General features: G+C 61.1%; 11 protein-coding genes and 1 tRNA gene. 3 read left to right on the top strand and 9 right to left on the bottom strand.

Annotated elements, in window-relative coordinates; translation table 11 throughout:
- Nucleotides 1–27: 27 nt before the first annotated feature.
- Nucleotides 28–2,547, bottom strand: coding sequence for a carbamoyltransferase HypF (gene hypF / locus LG373_RS10110; protein WP_114566440.1), 2,520 nt, complete (start codon nt 2,545–2,547; stop codon nt 28–30).
- Nucleotides 2,548–2,565: 18 nt separating this feature from the next.
- Complete coding sequence (locus LG373_RS10105) at nt 2,566–4,278, bottom strand: glucose-6-phosphate isomerase (protein WP_114566439.1); 1,713 nt, start codon at nt 4,276–4,278, stop codon at nt 2,566–2,568.
- A 201-nt stretch (nt 4,279–4,479) separates the two neighbouring features.
- Between LG373_RS10105 and ngr the strand changes: the two genes are divergently transcribed.
- The gene (ngr, locus tag LG373_RS10100; RefSeq protein WP_225749718.1) at nt 4,480–5,253 is read left to right on the top strand and encodes a nigerythrin; all 774 of its coding nucleotides are present in this window, start codon (nt 4,480–4,482) and stop codon (nt 5,251–5,253) included.
- A 153-nt stretch (nt 5,254–5,406) separates the two neighbouring features.
- Here ngr and LG373_RS10095 read toward each other — a convergent pair whose 3' ends face one another.
- The 3 genes from LG373_RS10095 to LG373_RS10085 form a co-directional block, all read right to left on the bottom strand.
- Nucleotides 5,407–6,120: a LytTR family DNA-binding domain-containing protein gene (locus tag LG373_RS10095; protein ID WP_225749717.1), complete on the bottom strand. Its 714-nt coding sequence runs from the start codon at nt 6,118–6,120 to the stop codon at nt 5,407–5,409.
- Nucleotides 6,121–6,312: 192 nt separating this feature from the next.
- Nucleotides 6,313–7,194, bottom strand: coding sequence for a tyrosine-protein phosphatase (locus tag LG373_RS10090; RefSeq protein ID WP_114566436.1), 882 nt, complete (start codon nt 7,192–7,194; stop codon nt 6,313–6,315).
- 73 nt (nt 7,195–7,267) lie between these two features.
- Nucleotides 7,268–8,680, bottom strand: a complete 1,413-nt coding sequence (locus LG373_RS10085; protein ID WP_216529822.1) for a Sapep family Mn(2+)-dependent dipeptidase — start codon at nt 8,678–8,680, stop codon at nt 7,268–7,270.
- A gap of 291 nt (nt 8,681–8,971) precedes the next feature.
- On the opposite strand from LG373_RS10085, the gene LG373_RS10080 reads away from it, so the two are divergent.
- Nucleotides 8,972–9,055: transfer RNA gene (locus tag LG373_RS10080), tRNA-Leu, on the top strand.
- Nucleotides 9,056–9,147: 92 nt separating this feature from the next.
- Here the strand turns inward: LG373_RS10080 and LG373_RS10075 are convergent.
- From LG373_RS10075 to LG373_RS10060, 4 genes are all read right to left on the bottom strand, one after another.
- Entirely contained in the window at nt 9,148–12,612 is a 3,465-nt protein-coding gene (locus LG373_RS10075; RefSeq protein WP_225749716.1) for a S8 family serine peptidase, read from the bottom strand.
- A gap of 335 nt (nt 12,613–12,947) precedes the next feature.
- Nucleotides 12,948–14,501, bottom strand: a complete 1,554-nt coding sequence (locus LG373_RS10070) for a catalase (protein ID WP_216529824.1) — start codon at nt 14,499–14,501, stop codon at nt 12,948–12,950.
- A gap of 143 nt (nt 14,502–14,644) precedes the next feature.
- The gene (locus LG373_RS10065) at nt 14,645–15,973 is read right to left on the bottom strand and encodes a serpin family protein (RefSeq protein WP_216529825.1); all 1,329 of its coding nucleotides are present in this window, start codon (nt 15,971–15,973) and stop codon (nt 14,645–14,647) included.
- A 334-nt stretch (nt 15,974–16,307) separates the two neighbouring features.
- Nucleotides 16,308–17,804: an FAD-dependent oxidoreductase gene (locus LG373_RS10060; RefSeq protein WP_216529826.1), complete on the bottom strand. Its 1,497-nt coding sequence runs from the start codon at nt 17,802–17,804 to the stop codon at nt 16,308–16,310.
- 301 nt (nt 17,805–18,105) lie between these two features.
- Here LG373_RS10060 and LG373_RS10055 point away from each other — a divergent pair, with 301 nt between their 5' ends.
- Nucleotides 18,106–19,581: a response regulator transcription factor gene (locus LG373_RS10055; RefSeq protein ID WP_225749715.1), complete on the top strand. Its 1,476-nt coding sequence runs from the start codon at nt 18,106–18,108 to the stop codon at nt 19,579–19,581.
- Nucleotides 19,582–20,418: the final 837 nt, after the last annotated feature.

The following is a 20,418-nucleotide window of genomic DNA, read 5'->3' as shown; positions in this document are numbered from 1 at the left end:
ATGCCTTCTTTCTTATATATGCGAGCGCTACGCTTGCCCGCCCTCGTCGTTCGAGGCCCATGCTACCACAGCCTGGCCGAAGGAAACGCAGCCGTCGTTGGGCGGCAGATCGCGGTTGACGGCAACCGTGAAGCCGGCCGCCTCCAAGGAAGCGAGCGCGCGTTCAACCAGGTAGCGATTCATGAACACGCCACCGGAAAGGGCCACCACGTCGATGCCGTACAGCCCGCGAACCAGTTCCGCCGCCGCAACGACAGCCTGGGCGAACGCGTCATGGAAGCGACGGGCGATCAGGGAAACGGGCACGCCGGCGGCCTTGTCGTCAAGCAGTGCTTCGAAAGCAGGGGCCGCGTCGAACAGGACGACCGACGTGTCCTGCGCCGTGCTGCTCTCGGTTGCCGTGTTCTTAATCACCGCGATAGCGTAGCGATCGCCCGCATCGGAATCGGACGCCTTGCCGTTCGCATCGGGCGAAGCCGGGGCGGCAAGAGCGCCTTCCAGCAAGATAGCCGGTTCGCCTTCGTAGCGCGACTCCGCGCACACCCCCAAAAGGGCGCTCGCCGCGTCGAACAAGCGGCCGACCGACGAGGTCATGGGCGTGTTTATCCCTTGCTCGATCATCTGGTCGCACAAAGCGGCCTGCGGCCCCAGCGCCGCAAGAACGTCCGCCGCCGCAGGATGCTCCAGCAGGTCGAATGCCCACAGCACGCCGTACGCCATGCGCAGCGGGTGCTTCACCGCGGCCGCACCGCCCGGCATGGGCACGTACGCGAAGTTCGCGAACCGCTCGAACGCCGACGCATTGGCCAGGAGCACTTCGCCGCCCCAGATAGCCCCGTCAACGCCATAGCCCGTGCCGTCGAAGGCGATTCCGCACGCGGGACCGAACAGCCCGTGCTCTCCCAACACCGACGCAACGTGCGCGTGATGATGCTGCACCTCGACCAGCGGAACCTGGCGCGCGGCGCTTTCCTCGTGCGCCCACTTCGACGTCAGGTATTCGGGATGCAGATCGCACGCCAAGCGCTGCGGGGAAATCTCGAACAGCTGCTGGTAGCGATCCTTCGCCGCCAGCCACGCATCGTAGGTTTCGGCGTTTTCCATGTCGCCGATATGCTGCGACACGAACGCTTCGGCGTCGCGCGTCAGGGTGAAGGTGTTCTTCTGCTCGGGACCCACCGCCAGGATAGACAGCGCTTCTCGTTTGCCCTGCCGGCTGGCAGCCGCAGGGCTTGCCGCAGCCTGGTCTTCCTCCGGCTTAGGACAAGCCAGCGAAAGCGGCAACGGCGCATACCCGCGAGCACGGCGGATGAACTGCACTGCATCGCCCGCACCACCAGCGCTGATGACGCGCACAACCGAATCGTCGTAGCGGGTGCGGATGGCGCGATCGTGCCCCAAGAACGCGTCCGCAATGCCGAACAGCTTGCCGTACGCGTCTTCGTCGTCGATGACGATGGGTTCGTCGTGCACGTTACCCGACGTCATTACCAGCAGGGGAACAAGGCCCCGTCCCTGGTCTTTCGAGCTGCCTGCATGGGCGAAATCGTGCAGGAGCAGGTGCTGGACGGGGGTGTAGGGCAGCATCACGCCCAGCTCGGAGAGACCGTCGGCAAGGCCGGGCGCCACCTGCGCGTCGGCGCGCTTGCGCAGCAAGACGATGGGTCGAGACGTCGATGCGAGCACGCCCGCCTCGGCTTCGTTCACCTCGCATACGGCGCGCGCCGCCTTGACGTCGGCCGCCATGACCGCAAGTGCCTTGCCTTCGCGATGCTTGCGCGTGCGCAGCAGCGCAACCGCGTCCGCGTTGTTGGCGTCGCACACCAAGTGAAACCCGCCCAGGCCCTTCACGGCGATGATCTTGCCTGCCAGCAGCAGCTCGACGGCGCGCGCGAAAATCGCATCGCTCTGCTCGCGCGTCGCCCCCCACAGCGCCTCGGTTAACGGAGCGTCGACGGCCCCGCCCTCGTGCTCGCGCCAGCTGATATGCGGACCGCACTCGAAGCACGCATCGGGCTGCGCATGGAAACGACGGTCAAGCGGGTCGGCGTATTCCGACGAACAGCGCGCGCACATGGGGAAATCCTTCATGGACGTGCTCTTGCGATCGTAGGGCAGCTTCTCGATGATAGTGAAGCGCGGCCCGCAGTTCGTGCAGTTTATAAAAGGATAGCGATAGCGGCGGTCGTTCGGGTTGAACAGCTCGCGCGCGCAATCGTCGCACGTTGCGAGATCGGGCGAGACAAGCGTGGTTCGCTCGACTTCGCCCGCATCGGAAAACCGAATGTCGAACGACTCGAAGTCTTCCAGCGGAACTTCCTTGAGCTCGATCTCGTTCACCTGCGACGCCGCCGGCGGGTTCTCCGACAGCTCTATCACGAACTCGTCAAGCAGCTTCGAATCTCCTTCGGCATGGATGAACACGCCGTCGGTAGCGTTCAAAACCCATCCGTTGATCAGGTATTTTTTAGCCAAACGATAGACGAAGGGGCGGAAGCCCACCCCTTGTACGATACCTTTGACTTGTATGTTGAGCGCTTCTTTCATGAATACGCCTCCCAAAGATTATCGCGCGTCAAGTTCCTCCAGAATGCTCGTGACCACCTCGGCCAGCGCTCGCAGGGTCACGCCCGAGTTGTCGGGCAAGTGCAGGTGCACTACGCGCCGACCGCGCTCGGCCAGCGTGAGCAGGTCGCCCGAAGCCTGCGCTTTCGCCAGCGATCCCAGGCTTTCGGCCTCCTGCTTGAGCGGGATGTCCTTCAGCTCGTCTGCCGACAGGATCAAGAACACGCCGCAGTTCGGACCGCCCTTGTGAAGCTGACCCGTGGAATGCAAGTAACGAGGTCCCACTTCCAAGCACGATACCACGCCGCGCTTGTCGGCTACGCCATGACGAATGGTCTCGAGCGCTTCGCGCCGACCTTCGCCGGTAAACGGCAAGAACGCGTTGAGCGCGAAGAAATCGCCCGGCTGGATGCTGCTCAGCAGCGCGCGCAAGGCACCGCGAATGTCGGTGCAGTCTTTGAAGCAGGGCGCCAAGCGCACCTCGGCTTCGCCCATGAGCACGTCCCCGATGAAGTCCTGAACGAAATCGGGCTCAGGCTGGCCGTCCCGCAGAATGTCGAGCACGACCGCCTTAGCCGACGCAACGTCGGGCTGATCGAAGGGGCACACGCGCATCAGGTAGCCGCACATGGCGATAGCGCATTCCCACATCACGAAATGCTCGGCCAGCTCCTCGACGGAGTCGATCCGATAGTTCTGGCGAGGGATAGCGGGGTCGATGTAGGACAGGCTCATCTCGAAGTTGCGGCGCTCGTCCCACAAGTCCGTCTTCGTCAGGTACGTGATGACGCTGCGATCGCCCGGATCCTTCTTGAGCAGCAGCGTGTCAACCTCGATGTTCGGCAGGATGCCCTGGCCTTCCTTGCCCAGGCTCTCGGCCACCAGCTGCTCGATCCACAAGCCCAGCACGCGGCCGCGCTTCTGCGTCAAGAACGAGAACTTGTTGCGACCCTGCAGGTAGTTGTCGTACAGGAACGCCGCAAGCACGATGGCCGGGTTGTCGATGGCGTCTTCGCTGCACTGATGCTCGGCTTCGACCGCGTGCCGCATAAACTCCTGAAGATCGATGCCCACAAGCGCTGCGGGAAGCAGGCCGAACACCGACAGCGCCGAGAAGCGCCCGCCCACCGTAGGTTCGCCGGAGAACACCGCAGCCCAGCCCTCTTCGCGCGCCTGGCGCTCAAGCTGGGAGCCGGGATCGGTGATGGCAACCAAATGCTGCACCAGCTCTTCCTCGCCGATGCGGTCGGCTACCGCATCGCGCACGGCGCGCAGAGCCAGACGCGGCTCGATGGTGCCGCCGCTTTTCGACGAGATGATGAACAGCGTGGTGTGCGGGTCGGCTTCGGCGAGCATCGCCCGCACGCGCACCGGGGAATCGGAGTCGAGCGTGCGGAACGTGACCGCAGACGAGTCCGGCTTGTTGTACTTGGTAATGGTCATGGGAGCCTGCGTGGAGCCGCCTTGCCCAATGAGCACGACCGTTTCGAGGCCCTGCGCGATGATCGAGTCGGCGAACGACTGGATCTCGGACAGAGGACAAGGCGGATTGCTTGCAAGATCCGTCCATCCCATATAGTTCTCGGCGCATGCGCGCGCTTCTTCGGAAAAGCCGTACAGAGTAGCATCCTTCGCGTGCAGCCTGCTGGCTACGCACTCTTTCACGAGTATCTTTGCGGAAGGATACAGTTTTTCCATGTCACCGGACAGCATGATACCTTCTTTCACGTAAGTCTTTTCATTCTAGCAAACGCAGGAGGTCAGCGCGTATAAGAGGAGATTTCTTGTGGTGGACTTGTGAACGATCGTCTAGTTCTTTTGTATCAATTTTATTGATTTTTATTTTTAATTAATATAAAGTATCGTTTAAGAAACGGGCGTTGCGCCCGTTCAAAACAAGAGGGAGGAAGCACCATGTCCGAGATCACCAGACGAGATCTTTTGAAGGGCGCCGCTGTGGGAGCAGCATCGGTTTCGACGTTGGGGCTGCTTGCGGCATGCGCCAACGAAAGCCAGCCCGCCAGCACGGATCAGCCCGCCGCCTCGACCGATCCCGCAGCCGCGCAGTACACGGCCGAGGTGCTGGACCCCACCTCGATCCCCGAGGCGAGCACTGCCAGCAACTTCAACATCGTGCCCGACAGCAAGACCACGGTGGGGACCACCTATGAGAACCTGCTCTCCGCCATCGAGGGCGAAACGGGTGCCACCACGAAGTACGAGGCGTACGCCAAGGTTGCCAAAGATGAAGGGTTCGATACGCTCGCGCGCCTGTTCCAGTGCACGGCCGATGCCGAGAAAATCCATATCGAGCTGGAATACAACCTGGCAAAGGAACTGGATCCCAGTACGGAAAAGCCCCAGCCGCCCACCGTCGAGGGCCACAAGAGCGACGTCAACCTGATCTCCGGAGCGAACGGCGAAATCTACGAGACTTCGGACATGTACCCCTCGTTCATCAAGAAAGCCCAGGAAGAGGGCAACAACAAGGCCGTGCAGGTGTTCACGCGCGCCAAGCTGGCGGAAGCCTACCACGCGAAGCTGTACATGGACGCCTACACCACCATCGACACGCCGTTCGATGGAAGCTATTACCTGTGTCCCATCTGCGGCTACATCCACAAGGGCGAGAACTTCACCGCCTGCCCCATCTGCTTGGCGCCGAAGAGCTCGTTCACGGCGTACTAAGCCGCCGTCGGGCATGCCCGAAACGCTTGCCCGCTACCAAATGAAAACGCGCCCCCGCCGGACGCGCTACCGAAAAAGCGGACCCGATAGTGTCGGGTCCCGCTTGCTAAATGCAGATAAAAGTCCTGCGCCAAGACGGGCGCGAGGGCGGCGTTACAGGCCGAGCGCCTTCTTGAGCGCCGAAACGCGGCGACGGGATACGGGGATCTTCTCCTCCACGGCGTTCAGCGTAAGCAGCAGCGTTCCACCAGACACGGACTCGATTTCCTCGACCATGGACAGGTTCACCAGATAGCCGCGATGCACGCGGAAGAACCCGTGCCCGTCCAGGCGCTTCTCCAGTTGAGCCAAGCTGACGGTCGAGAAATAGCGATCCGTGTCGGTTTGCAGATACGCATAGTCGTCGCGAGCCATAACGAAGCGGATCTTGTCGATGCCGATAAGGATCTTCTTGCCGCCCTTCTCCACCGGAATACGCTCCGATTTCTGGGCCTGCAAATGCAGGGACACATGCTCGCGAACACGCGAGATAGCCTGCGACAAGCGCTCGGTCTCAACCGGCTTCACCAGGTAGTCGATCGCGCTGACCTTAAACGCGTCCAGGGCGTATTCGCTGTACGCGGTCACGAACACAACAGCAGGGGGGAACTTGAGATGCTGCAAGGCCTCCGCCAGCTGCAATCCCGTAGCCTCGGGCATGTTGACATCAAGGAACATCACGTCAACGGGATACTCCTTGAGCTTTTCGATAGCCTCGCGCACGCTAGCAGCTTCGGCCACGACCTCGGTCTGCCCAAGCTCGTCCAACAGGAACTTGAGTTCAGAACGTGCGGGGGCCTCGTCGTCGGCAATCATGGCTTTCAACACTAATACCTCCTAGATTCCGAACAAACGCTTAAAGATTCTTTCATTATAAGTCATGGCAAGCCCAAACCGCGCAAAAGCAGAAATATAGGGCTAGACCAATTCAACAAGGGCCGCAATCGGCGGCGAAAGGCCTTGAGGCGAGCGCACGCACCGCGCAACAAGCGCGGTCGCTTGCGGATTCGCGAGAACGCCTTAGCCCTGCGGGCCGTCCGCCAAATACCGGTGCCGCAAGGCATCGCGCTGGTCGTCCGCCACGCCAAGCGCAACGCGCACGTACTCATCCAAGCTTCCGTACTCCCGGTCCACCGCATCGAACGCCGCTTGCAAGAACCGAGGGTCGGCCGAGTTGAGCACTTTAAGGCTTGCATCCAGCTTGTCCGCCAAACCGTACGCGGCCAGCGCGTCCATAATGTCTTGCGAGCGCGCCTCCACGTAACGGTTCGTGGCTTCGTAGTCCTTCACGATAACGTTGCGCGGCACGCCTAGAACATGGAGCATCAGCATGGTGGCCAAACCGGCGCGATCCTTGCCGATAGTGCAGTGCCACAGCACCGCCCCCTGTTCAGCAGCTAAAACGTCTTGGAAGAACTGGGAGAACCCGCGTTGGCTTTGCTCGTCGAGCACCATGCGAGCATACACGTCCATCATCATGCCGGCCGGGTTCTTCTGAACCGCCCGCAGCGCCTTGAGGGCCGAAAGGATCCCGCCTTCGTGCGTTACCCCGAACGTGGATGCAGACAGCACCGGAGCATCGCGAAACCGCACGTCCAGCAGGGCGTCTTCGGGATCGGGATGCTCGCGGCGCTCCTCCTCGGTTCGCAGGTCCACCACCGTACGAAGATCGAACTCATCCGCAAGAACCTTCAAATCGCGCTCGGTGGCGCGCGCAAGAGCGCCCGAGCGCAGCAGGCGCGCACGCTTGACGAACCTCCCGTCAACCGAAGGGAGGCCTCCCAAGTCACGCGTGTTCGGAAGACCCTCGAACTCGATGCGCCCGTCATCTGCCCGCTCGAAGCCCTCGGCGTCCGCTATGCCAAGGGCGGGATAAAAATCGTCCGGAACGGAATCGACCATCTGCTTCCTCTCCTTTTTGCGCACGACGCCCCGGCGATTGCCGAAAGCCGCCGGGGCGTCGCATCCATTACCGTTATTGCAGGTCGAGCTTCATCAGCTTATCAAGCGTAAGCACGTAGATCTTGAAAGACTGCTTGAGCAGTTCCTCGCTGACGGCCTCGTCGGGGCCGTGCATCATGCCCACCCATTCGGGATTTTCGACCCAAGGCTTCTCGGGCCCGAAGCTAGCGCCGCTCTTGAACTCGCGGGCGTACGTCCCGCCGCCCATGGTGAACGGCTTGGCATCCTCGCCGGTTGCCTCGTTGTACGCATTGAGCAGCGCCTGGATGACCGGAGAATCCGGCTCCACCAGGAACGGCTCCATAAGCAGCGTCCTTTCGAACGTGCCGCCAATTTCGTCGGTCAGCTTGCGCAGCCGGTCGGTTATCTCATCAGCCGTAATCGACGTGGGGAAACGGCTGTCGAGCGTCTGCACGAACCGATCGTCTTCCAGCTTGATGGTGCCCCCCACAACGGTCAGCGGACCGAAGTACTCGTCCGACGTGGCAATGCCCACACCGCTGCCGTCAGTATGGTTCAGAAGCTTCTGGTCAAGCTCGAGGAAGGCGCGCTCGTCGGCGCTGCACAAGCCCTGATCCAGCAAGTAGTCCACAATAAGGCCGATAGCATTGACCCCTTCGTCAGGCATCGACGCATGGGCGCCTTTGCCGGACGCCTCCAAGCGGGCCAGGCCTTCGCCGGCTTCGCTTATGGCAATACGGTCGGTGCTCGGCAGCTCGCTTGCGCTCGCCTTCACCACGGCATGGGCTATGCCCGGCACGGCGTTGGTGGCTGCGCCGCCCTCGAACGAAACGATCACGCGCGCGCATTCCTGAAGGGGCTTGCTGGATATCACGCCGTCGAAACCGCCCTTTTCGCCGTAGCACACAGGGAACTCGGCGTCGGGAGTGAACAAAAACGCCGGATCATCGTAATGCTTGTGGTAGTACGCCACATCCGCCATGCCCGATTCCTCGTTCGCGCCGAAAAGAAAACGGACGGTGTAGGGGAATTCCACACCCTGATCTTTCCAGAACTTCACGGCATGCAGCGCCACCACGCTGGGACCCTTGTCATCCAACGTGCCGCGCCCTACCAGGTAGCCCTCTTTGCGCGTGACGGCATACGGCTCGAACGTCCACCCCGGGCCCGCGGGCACGACGTCCATGTGGCCGATGATGCCGATCTGCGTTTCGCTTGCGCCGGGAAAGTCCGCGAACCCGATGTAGCCTTCTGCATCATGGGTCTCAAAACCCATGTCGGAAGCAAGTTCGAGCGCTGCGGTGAGCGCCTGCTTCGGGCCAGGGCCGAAGGGAGCGCCTTCGGCTTTCTTGTCTAGTTCCTCGAAGCTGGGAATGCGAACGAGCGTTTCGATGTCGCCGACCATCGCCTCCCAATTGTCCTCGAGGTACGCGTCGATTTTTTGAGCGAGTTCCGTTTGATCCATAAAGATTCCGCCTCTCTGTCGAGTGCGCCGAGCTTGGCGGCAAGGCTCGCTTGCATGGTGCCGCCAACGGTACGTGTCCTCATTATGAGCCTTGGCAAGATCCTGCGCCAGATAGACGTGCACCTGTTAACCGATTGTCGTTCGGGCAGCGGGCGCTCTGCCCGCGCGCGGCGAAAAGGGAGCGAACGGGAGCGCGACAGAGGTGCGACGGTGTGCGGAGCGAATAGCGGTGCGAACATGCCGAGTTTTTTCTCGACGGGTCGCCAAGCTTCGGGTATACTTTCATGCTGCGCCCGAGTGGCGGAATGGCAGACGCGGCGGTCTCAAAAACCGTTGTCTAACGACGTGCGAGTTCGACTCTCGCCTCGGGCACCATCTCGCTCATCAAGTACCCCGCAAGGCCCTTCGGCTTTGCGGGGTACTCGCTTTTCACGGCTTTGCGCGATCGCACGGATCCGCGAACGAGACTACCGGCGCCTGCGATGCGCGAACGCAAGCGTGCCGCAGGCGATCGCAATCACGCCCAAGATCGCGGTCGACGCAAGCGGCACAACGTCGCCGGTGCGCACGAGCGCCTTCGGATCCGCCCCGGCCCCATTCTCAGGCGACACGGGCGTCGTCGGAGACACCGGAGGCGTGGGCGGCGTGGGCTCGGGAGCCGCCTCGAGCGCCAGGCGCTTAAACACGGTTGAGCCGGAAAGCACGTCTTCGCCCAGCACGTAAAGCGCGTCATTCAGCACCGTGGCGCCGCCGTAGACCATCTTCCCTGCCGAAAAGCGCTCGCGCACCGCCTGCCATGCGCCCGTTGCCGGATCGAACACGTACGTGTCGGCACCTGCGTCATCTGCGCTGACGAGCCCCGTGAAAACAAGTCGCTCGCCCTTGGTCGCGACGCCATCGATGCCCACGCCGCTCGGAAGCACCGCCGAGGCAACGGCCCCGCTCTGAAGGCTCTCGACGGCATCCGGAACGTCCGTCGCCTTCCAAGCGCCTTCGCGAAGCTGCTCGACCGAGCCAACCAGGCTGCTAGGCTGGACCGATGCATTGCCTGCCGCCACCGTCAACGTTCCATCGAGCACGTGCACGACGGGCGTGACGCGCCCGCTGCCCAGGGGAGGCAGAGCCGTTGCCTGGCCCGTTCGCACGTCGATGCGCGCGGCAAGCGTCACGGCGGTGCCATCAGGCAAGCACCCGCCGCTCAACCACAGCGATGCCCCGTCGCATGCCACACCGCCGAACACAAGCTCAGTTCCCTGATCCACGCAGGCTTTCAGCGACGAGCAGTCAAGCGGATCGCTCAGCGTACGGGCAACCGTATCGTATTGGTACAGCAGGTACTTGGCCGGATCGAACAGGTAAAGCACGTCGCCATGCGCCGCCATGAGAAACGGATGATCGAACACGCCGTCGAGCGCACGCTCGACCGACCACGTCTTGGCAAGCGGGTCGTACGCCAGCAAAACGAAAACCGACTGGTCCCCCTGCATCGTGACCGCTTTCTCGCTTGCTGCATATACGGTCGCGTTCGCAGACGCCACCTGCCACGAAGTCGATTGCCCAGTATCCACTATCCCCAAATCTTGAAAGTTAGGAGCAGGCAAATCTTCATAGTAGACCGGAGGCTCCTCTTGCCCCACAAGAAGAAGGTGCCTTCCCGATGCGCCGTCGGCACGCACCACCTGCACGTAGCGCATCTTCGCCTCAAGCTGTTCGGGCAGCGCGACGGCAATGCCCTGATCGCCCCACGCCGTCACGGCAAGCTCTTCGCCATCAAGGAGAACGCGCCCTTCAGCATCGCCGAACCAGCTCCCTCGGATGGTCGCCGTAGCGTGAGCAGCTGCGGCTTCACGCGCGGCGGGCTCGAGCGCATCCACAACGGGATACGGATCGGTTGCCGCGCGCACAAGGTCAAGCTTGCCGTCCGAGGTGCAAGTACCGGCAAGCTTCGTGGTGCGCTCGACGCCGCCCAGCACGCGAGCACGCAGCGTCGATGCATCCTCATCGGGAAACTTCCCTGCCAGCAAAGCGATGGCGCCGCTCACCACCGGAGCGGCCATCGAGGTTCCGCTCAAATTGTCGTACGGAATGATCGAAGTTATCAGCGAGACGTTATCGATGTTGAACAGGAGGTCGGACCCCTCGTCGAACGGCACCAGGTTGCGCGTGATCTTGACGGACAGATTCTTCCAATCGATCGATTCGCGCGCCTCGTCGGGAATGTGCGCTGCGACAGTCGACCATGAGTCGTAGGAAACGGCCAGATTTTTACCCGGAGACAGCTCGATCCAAGGATCGTCCGGATCAGTCGACGACAGGTACACGTGCAGAATGCGCGCGGAGCCGGACGCGGTCGAATCAGTCACCTTCGCGTCAAACGCCAGATAGTGCGCGTCCTCGAACGACGCGCCCGCCGTTTGATCCGCCCATGCCCCATCGGCGGGAGTCAGCACGACATGCGCCTCTTGGCCTGCCTTCGCAGCAGGCAGGCTCCATTGCAGGCTGTGCCCCGATGCGGCGGACCCGGCCCATGCCTCGCCGGTACGCACGACCGATGCCGGCGCGTTTCCGGCCACGTCGAACGTGAAGAGGCCGTCAGGCTTCTCGAAATCGTCTTGCAAGACAATGAGGTCTTTATCCTCGAGATCGGCCATTCCTTGGCCTACCGGCACGGTTGACAAGATAGCGTCGCCAGGTGCTGCAAGATCGGTCGTCGCCGCACCGTACGACGAAAAGGCTGCGAGCGCACCCTGGCGGTCAACGGCGTTCACGGCAATGACGCCCTCCGAAGAACCACCGGAAGGATTGCCGGGCGACCGGTCGTTATCAAGAGATTCGTTCCCCGATGCGCACACCGACAAGATATTGGCGCTGCGGTACGCATCATCCATCACGCTGTCAAGAATGCCGCTGGTGCCCATCCCTCCCCAGGAATCGTTCGCAGCCACGACCGGCACGCCAACGCGCGCTGCCCGCTTCAGATAATCATACGCGCCTATCTGGGCCGAAGTGGGAAGTTGCCCCGCTGCATTAGCGATGCGAAGCGCCATGATTCGGACATTGGGCGCCACTCCGGAGCCCCCTTCGGCGTTATTGTTCGCAGCCGCAACGATGCCCGCCACATGCGTGCCATGCCCGTCGACATCCATGGGATCGTCGACGTTGTCACCGAAGTTGTAGCCGGCGCTTCCCTTCTCGCCGGGCAAGCCGATGTCTCCGGGGTTGCTCCACATGACGTCCCGAAGATCGGGGTTCGTGTAGTCCACGCCCGTATCGACCACGGCGACCACAACGCTCTTCAGCTTGGATGAATCTTCAGGAATGCCCAGTTTCTGCCACAGCGCCCGCGCATTCGAACCGCCCGGCGCCTCGGAGGTGGAAGACAGCTGCCACTGCTGGTCAAGCAGCGGATCGTTGGTCGCGGCCTCGGCAGAGTCGGCGGCGCGCGCTGCGCCGGCGGAAGGCTCCGGTCGAACGGAAGGCGCGCTTTCGGGGTCGCTGATCGTGCGCACGTAATCGGGCTCGGCGGCCACCACTCCCGGAGTCCCCGCCAGCTGACGCAGGAGATCCTCGGTCGTCATGGTATCGGACTGGATAAGAATCACCTGATCGGCAGGCGTTTCGCTTTCCGACAGCATGCGCGCTGCGGGCTCGGAGGCGCCTGATTCGTACGTGAACAGCGACTCCGCCGACCAAGAAGCAGCATCGTTCGAGTAGTTCGAGCGCGGAGCAACGGGAGCGAACTCGCTTGTTACACGAGCGAGCACGCGCCCAGGCGCATAATCGCCCGCCTGCAGCAGGTCGTCGATCGAACGCGCTTCGCTGCCGATGCCGACCATCGGGTTATCGCTCGGCGCTGAAGGGGGATCGGCAAACGCGGGGACCGCCGAACATGCAAGCACTGCGGCCAAAACGAGCGAAAAAAGTCGTCTCATGTGGTCCATCCCTCTGTGAAAGGCGAAGTCGGATGGTGCCATAGTAGCAAGAAGACCCCGCACGCGTAAGGCAAGCGCGCAGGCAATGTGCGAATATACCCCGATCGGCGCATATTTGAAGCAGACGAAGCAGGCGCGTCATCGCCTAAGCAGCTCGGCAGCGGCATCGGGATCCTGCGGGCTTGCCTATCGACGCCACGCGAAACGAGCCGCTTCTGCAAAGGAGCAAGCAGAAGCGGCCGTATATGGGAAAGCAATGTATGAATCAACCCTCTTGATAGCGAACGAATGTTTCACGTGAAACATTCGGGCGCGCAAGGTGAAGGAACTGGGAGCTAGGCGCGCGCTTCCCCGCCCTTCTTGCGAGCCGGAACCTGCTGGCCGGTAGCGGCCATGCGTTCCTCGTGCGTCATCGCAGCCAACTCGTGCACGCGAGCTACGTCCACGCCCAGCGCGTCGGCCAGACGGTCGCCGTACTCGGGATCGGCCTTGTAGCAGTGGGCCGCATGGCGCAAGCGAATGTTCTCGGTCACGCCGTTCATGTCGGCCGCCGTGTTCGCGATCAGCACGGCGCGCTGCGGCTCTTCCATCAGGCGATACAAGTCTCCCGGCTGATAGAAGGTGTCGTCGGTCGGGTCGTCCGCCGGATCCCATGCATCCATCGGCCCGAACAGGTCCATCGGCGGCTCGGCCGCGTCCGCCTGCTGCTGCCATTGGCCGTAACTGTTAGGCTCGTAGCCAATCGTGCTGCCGAAGTTGCCGTCCGTGCGCATGGCTCCATCGCGGTGGAACTCGGCATAGGGGCAGCGCGGCTTGTTCACCGGAATGTGGTTGTGGTTGACGCCCAGGCGGTAGCGCTGCGCGTCGCCGTATGCGAACAGGCGGCCCTGCAGCAGCTTGTCGGGCGACAGTCCAATGCCCGGCACCAAGTGCGTCGGCGCGAACGCGGCTTGCTCCACCTCGGCGAAGTAGTTCTGCGGGTTGCGATTCAGCTCGAGCGTGCCCACTTCGATAAGCGGGAATTCCTTCTGGCTCCACGTCTTCGTGATGTCGAACGGGTTCTCCTTGTAGTTCTTCGCCGTAGCTTCGTCCATGATCTGAACGCAGAAGCGCCAGCTGGGGAACTCGCCGCGCTCGATAGCGCCGAACAGGTCGCGCTGGTGGCTTTCGCGGTCGCCTGCGATAATTTGGCCGGCTTCTTCGTTGGTGAGGTTCTTGATGCCTTGGTTGGTCTTGAGGTGGAACTTCACCCACACACGCTGATTTTCCTCATTGATCAGGCTGAACGTATGACTGCCGAAACCGTGCATGTGGCGGTAGCTGGCCGGGATGCCGCGATCCGACATGACGATGGTCACCTGGTGCAGCGCTTCGGGCAAGCTGGACCAGAAATCCCAGTTGCTTTGGGCGGAGTGCATGTTGGTGTGCGGGTCGCGCTTCACCACGTGGTTGAGGTCGATGAACTTCTTAGGATCGCGCAGGAAGAACACCGGGGTGTTGTTGCCTACGAGATCCCAGTTGCCGTCGGGCGTGTAGAACTTCATGGCGAAGCCGCGAATATCGCGTTCGGCATCGGCCGCGCCGCGCTCGCCCGCCACTGTCGAGAAGCGCACGAACACCTCGGTTTCGGCTCCGGGCTGGAACACCTTCGCCTTCGTGTAGCGCGTGATGTCGCCGGTCACCTTGAACGTGCCGTACGCGCCCGACCCCTTCGCGTGCATGCGCCTCTCGGGGATAACCTCGCGATCGAAGTGCGCCAACTTCTCGATCATCCAGTTGTCCTGGAGCATCATGGGGCCGCGCTCTCCTGCGGTCAGCGTGTGGTTGTTGTCGGCGACGGGGTTTCCGACTTCGTTGGTAAGCCTGGTGGTATCGAACTGGTCGGTCATGGGAGGGCTCCTTCTTTTCTGGTTGAGAATCGCCTGTCTTGTTGCGACGATCTTACCAGGGTAGGAAGGATTGTTGCCCCTTAATGAGACAAATTCTTATTTACAACACAGTATCGAATTATGTACACCTGCGTACTGGCGAGCTACTTCCCTGCAGAAGGGTCCCCGCACATGCCCAGAAACAGCACCGCCCCTTGCTTGGATTTGATCTCGTACAAAAACGGGCGATCCAGGTTGAAATCCAGTTCGCCCACAACCGCAGGATCCGGAAGGGCTGACATGGCCATGATGTCGACCTTGGTGTACGCGCTGGCTTCGACGCCGTTTTCGTCAAGCCCGATGTGGCCCTCCTGCGCCACGCTTGATACGTACGCCGGGATGTCGGTAAGGTTCGAGAAATCCGCCTGATCGCTGAAAGCCCTGTTCACGCCAAGCTTTTTCAGCGATGAAACCAAGTCGTACGAGCTGTCGAAACTAAACTTCGGAACATGGTACGTTACGAACGCTTCTCCAGTCGAATCAGCCGTGAACGCCTCTTCGAGCGCGGCGGCATCGGCCAGCAAATCCCGAGCATGCACGCCCTGCGCCGGGAGCACGAACGTCATCTGGCTTCCGTCCGCAAAGCCCAAGCTTGCGCGCGTGTACGTATCGGTCGCGCGAATCTCCTGAGGTCCGTCAAGCCGTTGAACCATGAAATCCGCCGTCACTTTTCCGGTTTCGGCGTTGAACGTTTCGGGGGAAACGGATTCGGCATCGAATGCCCTTGACCACTCGCTTTTGAAATACACAGTGTTGATCAGGGAAATCAGCTGCTGACTCTCGCTTTTGAACTGCGGAGCCAGCGTTCCCTCGGTGTTATCGGCAACCCATTGCCCCATCGCCTTGTCCGCTTCGGGGGTGCCGAAATCCGTCTGGAACAACGATGCGTAGAATTGATCGCGCATGACGTCGACGAACCCTTGGTTGAATTCGGCGTCGGGGCTCATCCATACGGAGTTGGCCAGCTTGACGTTCGAGTATTGATCGGCGGCAAGCAGACGCAGCAAATTACCGCACTGCTGCGCGGTAACGTCGACGTTGTCCGCACCGAGCAAGGCCGCGATCTCGTCCTGCGTGCTGCCTGCGGCTCCCATTTGCGTCATCGCCAGAGCGTAGTAAAGGCTTGCGGGCGAGTAGTTCTCGTTTGCTTCGGACGCCTCCGCAAACACGGCAGGTGCGCTCCGGTAGGAGAACGTGCTCAAGTTATCGAGGAACGCCTGGTCAAGTTTGTTGTCTTCGAGAACTTTACTCTGAGCTTCATAGTCGTCGGCAGCGGGTTTTTGCGGAAGAGCGGCTTGCAGCACCGTTGCCACGCCGTCGTACGAAGACACAACGCCGCCGTTCGAGTTCGAGCATGCCGCCAAGACCGCGCCTGTTGTCAAAACCAACGCAAGCGCGCATGCGCCCTTGCGAAACAGCCTGTCATCCATCATGCAACCTCCTCGTATGCGAATTTCACGCGCGACATGTCGATGACCTGGGCGCATGGATTCCACCCTGCACCGTGCGCCCTTGAGGGGGCGGCGTATCGTCGCCTTGAACCATAACACGATCGTGCATCGAACTATGTCGGCGTTCGGCCAAAGAAATGCATCTGGGGTTTCGACCGCCACGATGGACGCAAGCGGGCGGGGACGGGGACGAGGGCGGGCAGCGGACGCGCACCTGTTCGCAAAAAAGCAGCCGCGCACGACCTGCGTGCGCGGCTGCCCAGCGAAGAAGATCTGGAAAAGCAGACCTTTTCGCTGAAGGGAGGGAGGAGGGTAATTAGCTCTGAATATACGAAGCGGCACTCTGCCCGCCGATGCGCCCCCAGGTAAAGCAATTGGAAAGCGTGAATCCCATGTAGGCGGAATTGCAGCTTGCCTCGCCACCTACGAACAATCCGGGAATAATCTGTCCGTCAGCACGCAGGACCTCGGCTTTTTCGCTTCGAGCAACGCCGCCATACGTAATGATTTCGCACGGAACCACGGGAACAGCCACATACGGCGCAACCAGCTTAGTCGTGGGGAAGCCGCCAAACTCCTTGTCTACGCCAGCGTCAACCGCGGCATTGTATGCATCGATCGTAGCGGCAAGGGCGATCGGATCGACGCCCATGCTCTTCGCAAGCTCTGCGGCATCGGAGCCCTTCACGTACTCAAGACCTTCGCCGCGAACCACCTTGCCACCAGCAGCTGCAACCGTGGCCTCGTCGGATATCTCCCACACATACCCCGCACCGTCACGATGCATCTTGTCGAAAATAGGGCTGTTGAGATCTTGGCTCATGTACCCCTTGCTGGTCTCGTCAACAAATCGATTGCCGTCGGAGCCAACTAAAATCATGTTCGGGAGATTCGTGAACCCATTCAAGTTCGCACTGGCCGAGGTTCCCTCGTGTTCGCTCATGATGGTGTAATCCTTGAGGATGCACATCATGTGGTTTATGTGCGACAGAAGCGCCCCGGAATTTGATGCCGCCACCAAGCCATCGCCTTCGCAGTTAGGATGCCCTATGCCGAAAGTACCGGCTTTTTCGGGATCGAACCGAGCAGCCAGCTCGGCATTGTGGGCAAACCCGCCCGTTGCCAGCATAACCGCCTTTGCCTTGATGCGCCGCTGCTTGCCCTTGGACTCCACAACCGCGCCTTCAACGCGCCCTTCGGCATCCAGAAGCACTTCCACCAGCTTCGTGCCCTTCTCAACCTGCACGCCCAAATCGTCAAGACAAGCCGAGAAGGCAATCGCGAAACCGCCGCCCGCGCCGTCCACGTTATGCATCATCTGCAACGGCCCGTAGTAAATGTCTATCCTGTCAAGGAAAGAGACGCCCACACGATCTGCCAACCAGTCGATAGTCTTACCGCAATTCTCGACGGTGATTTTGGTCAACGCGGGATCCAGGCGATACGACGCATTGTTCATCAGGTTCGCGTACATCTGGTCAAACGTCAACTCGATGCCTTGTTCTTTCTGAAACTTGGTATCGTAGCCAGCGATCATGCCTTGAGACATGGCCGTAGTGCCGCCGATCATATCGCCCTTTTCAATAACAAGAACGTTTTCTGCTCCGTTGTCCTTCGCCTCTACCGCACACGCCAACCCACACCCGCCGGCACCGCACACCAAAAGATCAACCTCCTGATCCCAGGCAGCCGACGTGCTGGAGCCTCCTTGATCCGCCTGCGGAGCGCAGCCGGCCAATGCCCCCAAAGCCAAAACCGCGCTTCCAACGGCGGCGCTTCCAATGAAACTGCGTCGTGAAATCCCCTGCTGCATGATGCCCTCCATTCCGATCAAGACCGAGCGAGAAGCACTTCGTCTGCAAACCGCCGTCCTGACCACACCAATTCGTCTGTCGAAAACAAGCTCGCACAGCCCTTCGACAAACTCAGGTTAAAGTGCCCTCGAAGCCCGCACATCTCCCATTCTGGGTCGAATCCGCCGCTCAGCCCCTCCCTCATTTTGGGTTGAATACGCCCTCGCCCAACCTTTTCGGCCAAAACAGGGTTGGCACGAGCTCGATCCTGTCGCACAATGAATCGCGATCCAACAACACGACCAGGGAGGGGAGCGGTTGATGGACGACGTGCGTTCTAAACAGCGCCACCTTCTTGTCATGTGGTGCGCCCTTGGATTCTCGGCATTCAAAGCGGCCCAATCGGTCCTGTATTCAACGGCCGTGCTAACGTCCGACACAACCACTGTGCTTATTGCCGGCTTTGATTTCAGCGTTGCGTCGGCCCTGTTCGTGCTGCTGGCCGATACCCTCATCGTCATAGCTGCGCTGCGCGGGCGGCTGCCCGCAATGTCCGTGCCGATCGTTGTTCCCTCGGCGATTCTCGCAGCCGCAGCTTGCTTTTCGTTTGCCGGTGGTTTTTCCACGATGGATCCAGCGGTCTCTCTTCTGGTTCTTGCGCTGGCCCAAGGGATCTCCACCGCCATGCTGACCCTGGCCTGGGTAGAACTGTTCACCACCATGAAACCCGCCGACAGCATGAAGGCGCTTGCTTTCGCCATGCTGCTTGCATCTTTGGTTTCCTACGCTCTCCGGCACGCCCCCTCCCCTGTCATCCTGATCGCCGTTCTGGTTTTGCTACTAGCAAACGTGGCCCTTTGCCGAAAGGCGAAATGCGAAGCGAACGCGGCGCCGCAAAACGAGCCTTCCCGCGGATCGGCGTCGCAGCTTGGAACCAACGCGACGCGCTCGTACCTGAAGGGGTTCCTCTCGATCGGAGAGGGATTGCTCTCGCTTTTGGTGCTGGGATGCACCGTCGGAATCATCAACGGGTTCATGGTTGTGCAGCATTACAACTTCGAAGGATCGTCCCTTGCCTCCTCCTTGGGAGTCATCGCCGCATCGGTCGCTTTCTTTGTCATGGCGTACGGATTCCCCAAGACGTTCAGCGCGTCGCGCGCGTACCGCGCGCTCTTCCCTCTTCTGACCGGAGTGCTGATTGTGTGGCCGTTCGCGAACTTCCAATACGGCTACTTCGTAAGCGCCGCGTTCGTAGCCGGCCATAGCCTGATATCGACGAGCGTCATGTTCCTGATCGTCCGCGAGTCTCACGAAAGCCGGTTGAACCCGTACGTGTTTATGGGAACGTCGGTCGTGCTTATTCGACTGGCATCGATGCTGGGGATCGTGGGTGGCTCGGCCATAGCGGGACTGGACATAAACCCGCCGTTCAAGACCATGCTCGTGTTCTGCATCGCCGTATACCTCCTTTCCCTTGCGCTGTTGTTCATGCTGCGCATCAGAAAACGCTCCGCCACAACGACCAGCAGCAACGATGCGGAAGGAAGCGCACCTTCTTCTACCGAGAACGGCTCGTTTTGCGCGACGGGACAAGAGATTTCCGTTCGATGCAAGCTAACGGATAGAGAGTCGGAAATACTGCTGCTACTTGCTCGCGGAAGAAGCAGCACGTACATCGGCGAGGCTCTGTACTTGTCCCCCAACACCGTTCGCGGACATATCAAGAACATCTATGCAAAACTGGAAGTGCACTCGAAGCAGGAGATCATCGACCTGTTCACCGATCAAGCGGAGTGAGTCCATCCCCGCGCGGACGCGGGCGGGACGGCGGATATAGAGCGGGGTGGTAGTTGCGGGCCGCCTCGCAGCGGCCGCGCTGCGGAAGCGCGAATCGGGACCCCCTGTGACAATTTCACGAGCGCAAGAAGCCGCCAATCGGCTGCATCCCAAAACGCGGCCATGCTTTTTGCCGACAAGGCGCTGCCGCAACCTGCCCGCGGAAGGCTCGAAAATGGCAGAGATTCCGAGGTTTGTGGCTTTTCGTGCGCGACGGCGCGCACAAAAAGGGAAGATAAAATCTGCGACCAGGCATTATGCGATTACTTGTTCGCTATAGATGGAATTTCTCGCGTTCAGGAGCCGCAAACCCCCCAATCTCTGCCAAAAAGCGTATGTCCGCTGTTAAAACGCGGCTTTTCCACGTCTAAAATTGTCACAGGTCCCGATTCGCGCCCAGATTTTTTTGGGGGGCTCACCACGAGGTGCGCGATCCACGCGGGAGGGCGACGCCGCCGCACGCGCCACACGCCCCACGCACCCCGTGACCCGCGCTCCGCGCGATCCGCAACCTGCGCGATCCACGCGGGAGGGCGACGCCGCCGCGAACCCCACGCACGATCCGCAACCTGCGCGAACCGCGCGCGCACCGCGCATCCCGCGACCTGCACGCAACTCGCACCCATTACAGTTAGACCTGGCTCTGCCGGGTCTTTTCTTTTCCAGCTCGATCCGCAAGCGGATTACGATGAAGCAGACCCTGCGGGGTTGCTGGCCGACCCGCCCCGGATGGCCCTTCGTCCCTGCCTCTCGCGAAGGCCCGGGGGGTGTTGCCACCGGGGACGGGCGCCGCGGCGA

It is taken from the genome of Paraeggerthella sp. Marseille-Q4926 (assembly GCF_916618935.1).
Lineage (GTDB): Bacteria > Actinomycetota > Coriobacteriia > Coriobacteriales > Eggerthellaceae > Paraeggerthella > Paraeggerthella hominis.
Note: the sequence above shows the minus strand (reverse complement) of the source record. Positions and strands in the feature narration are given on the sequence as shown.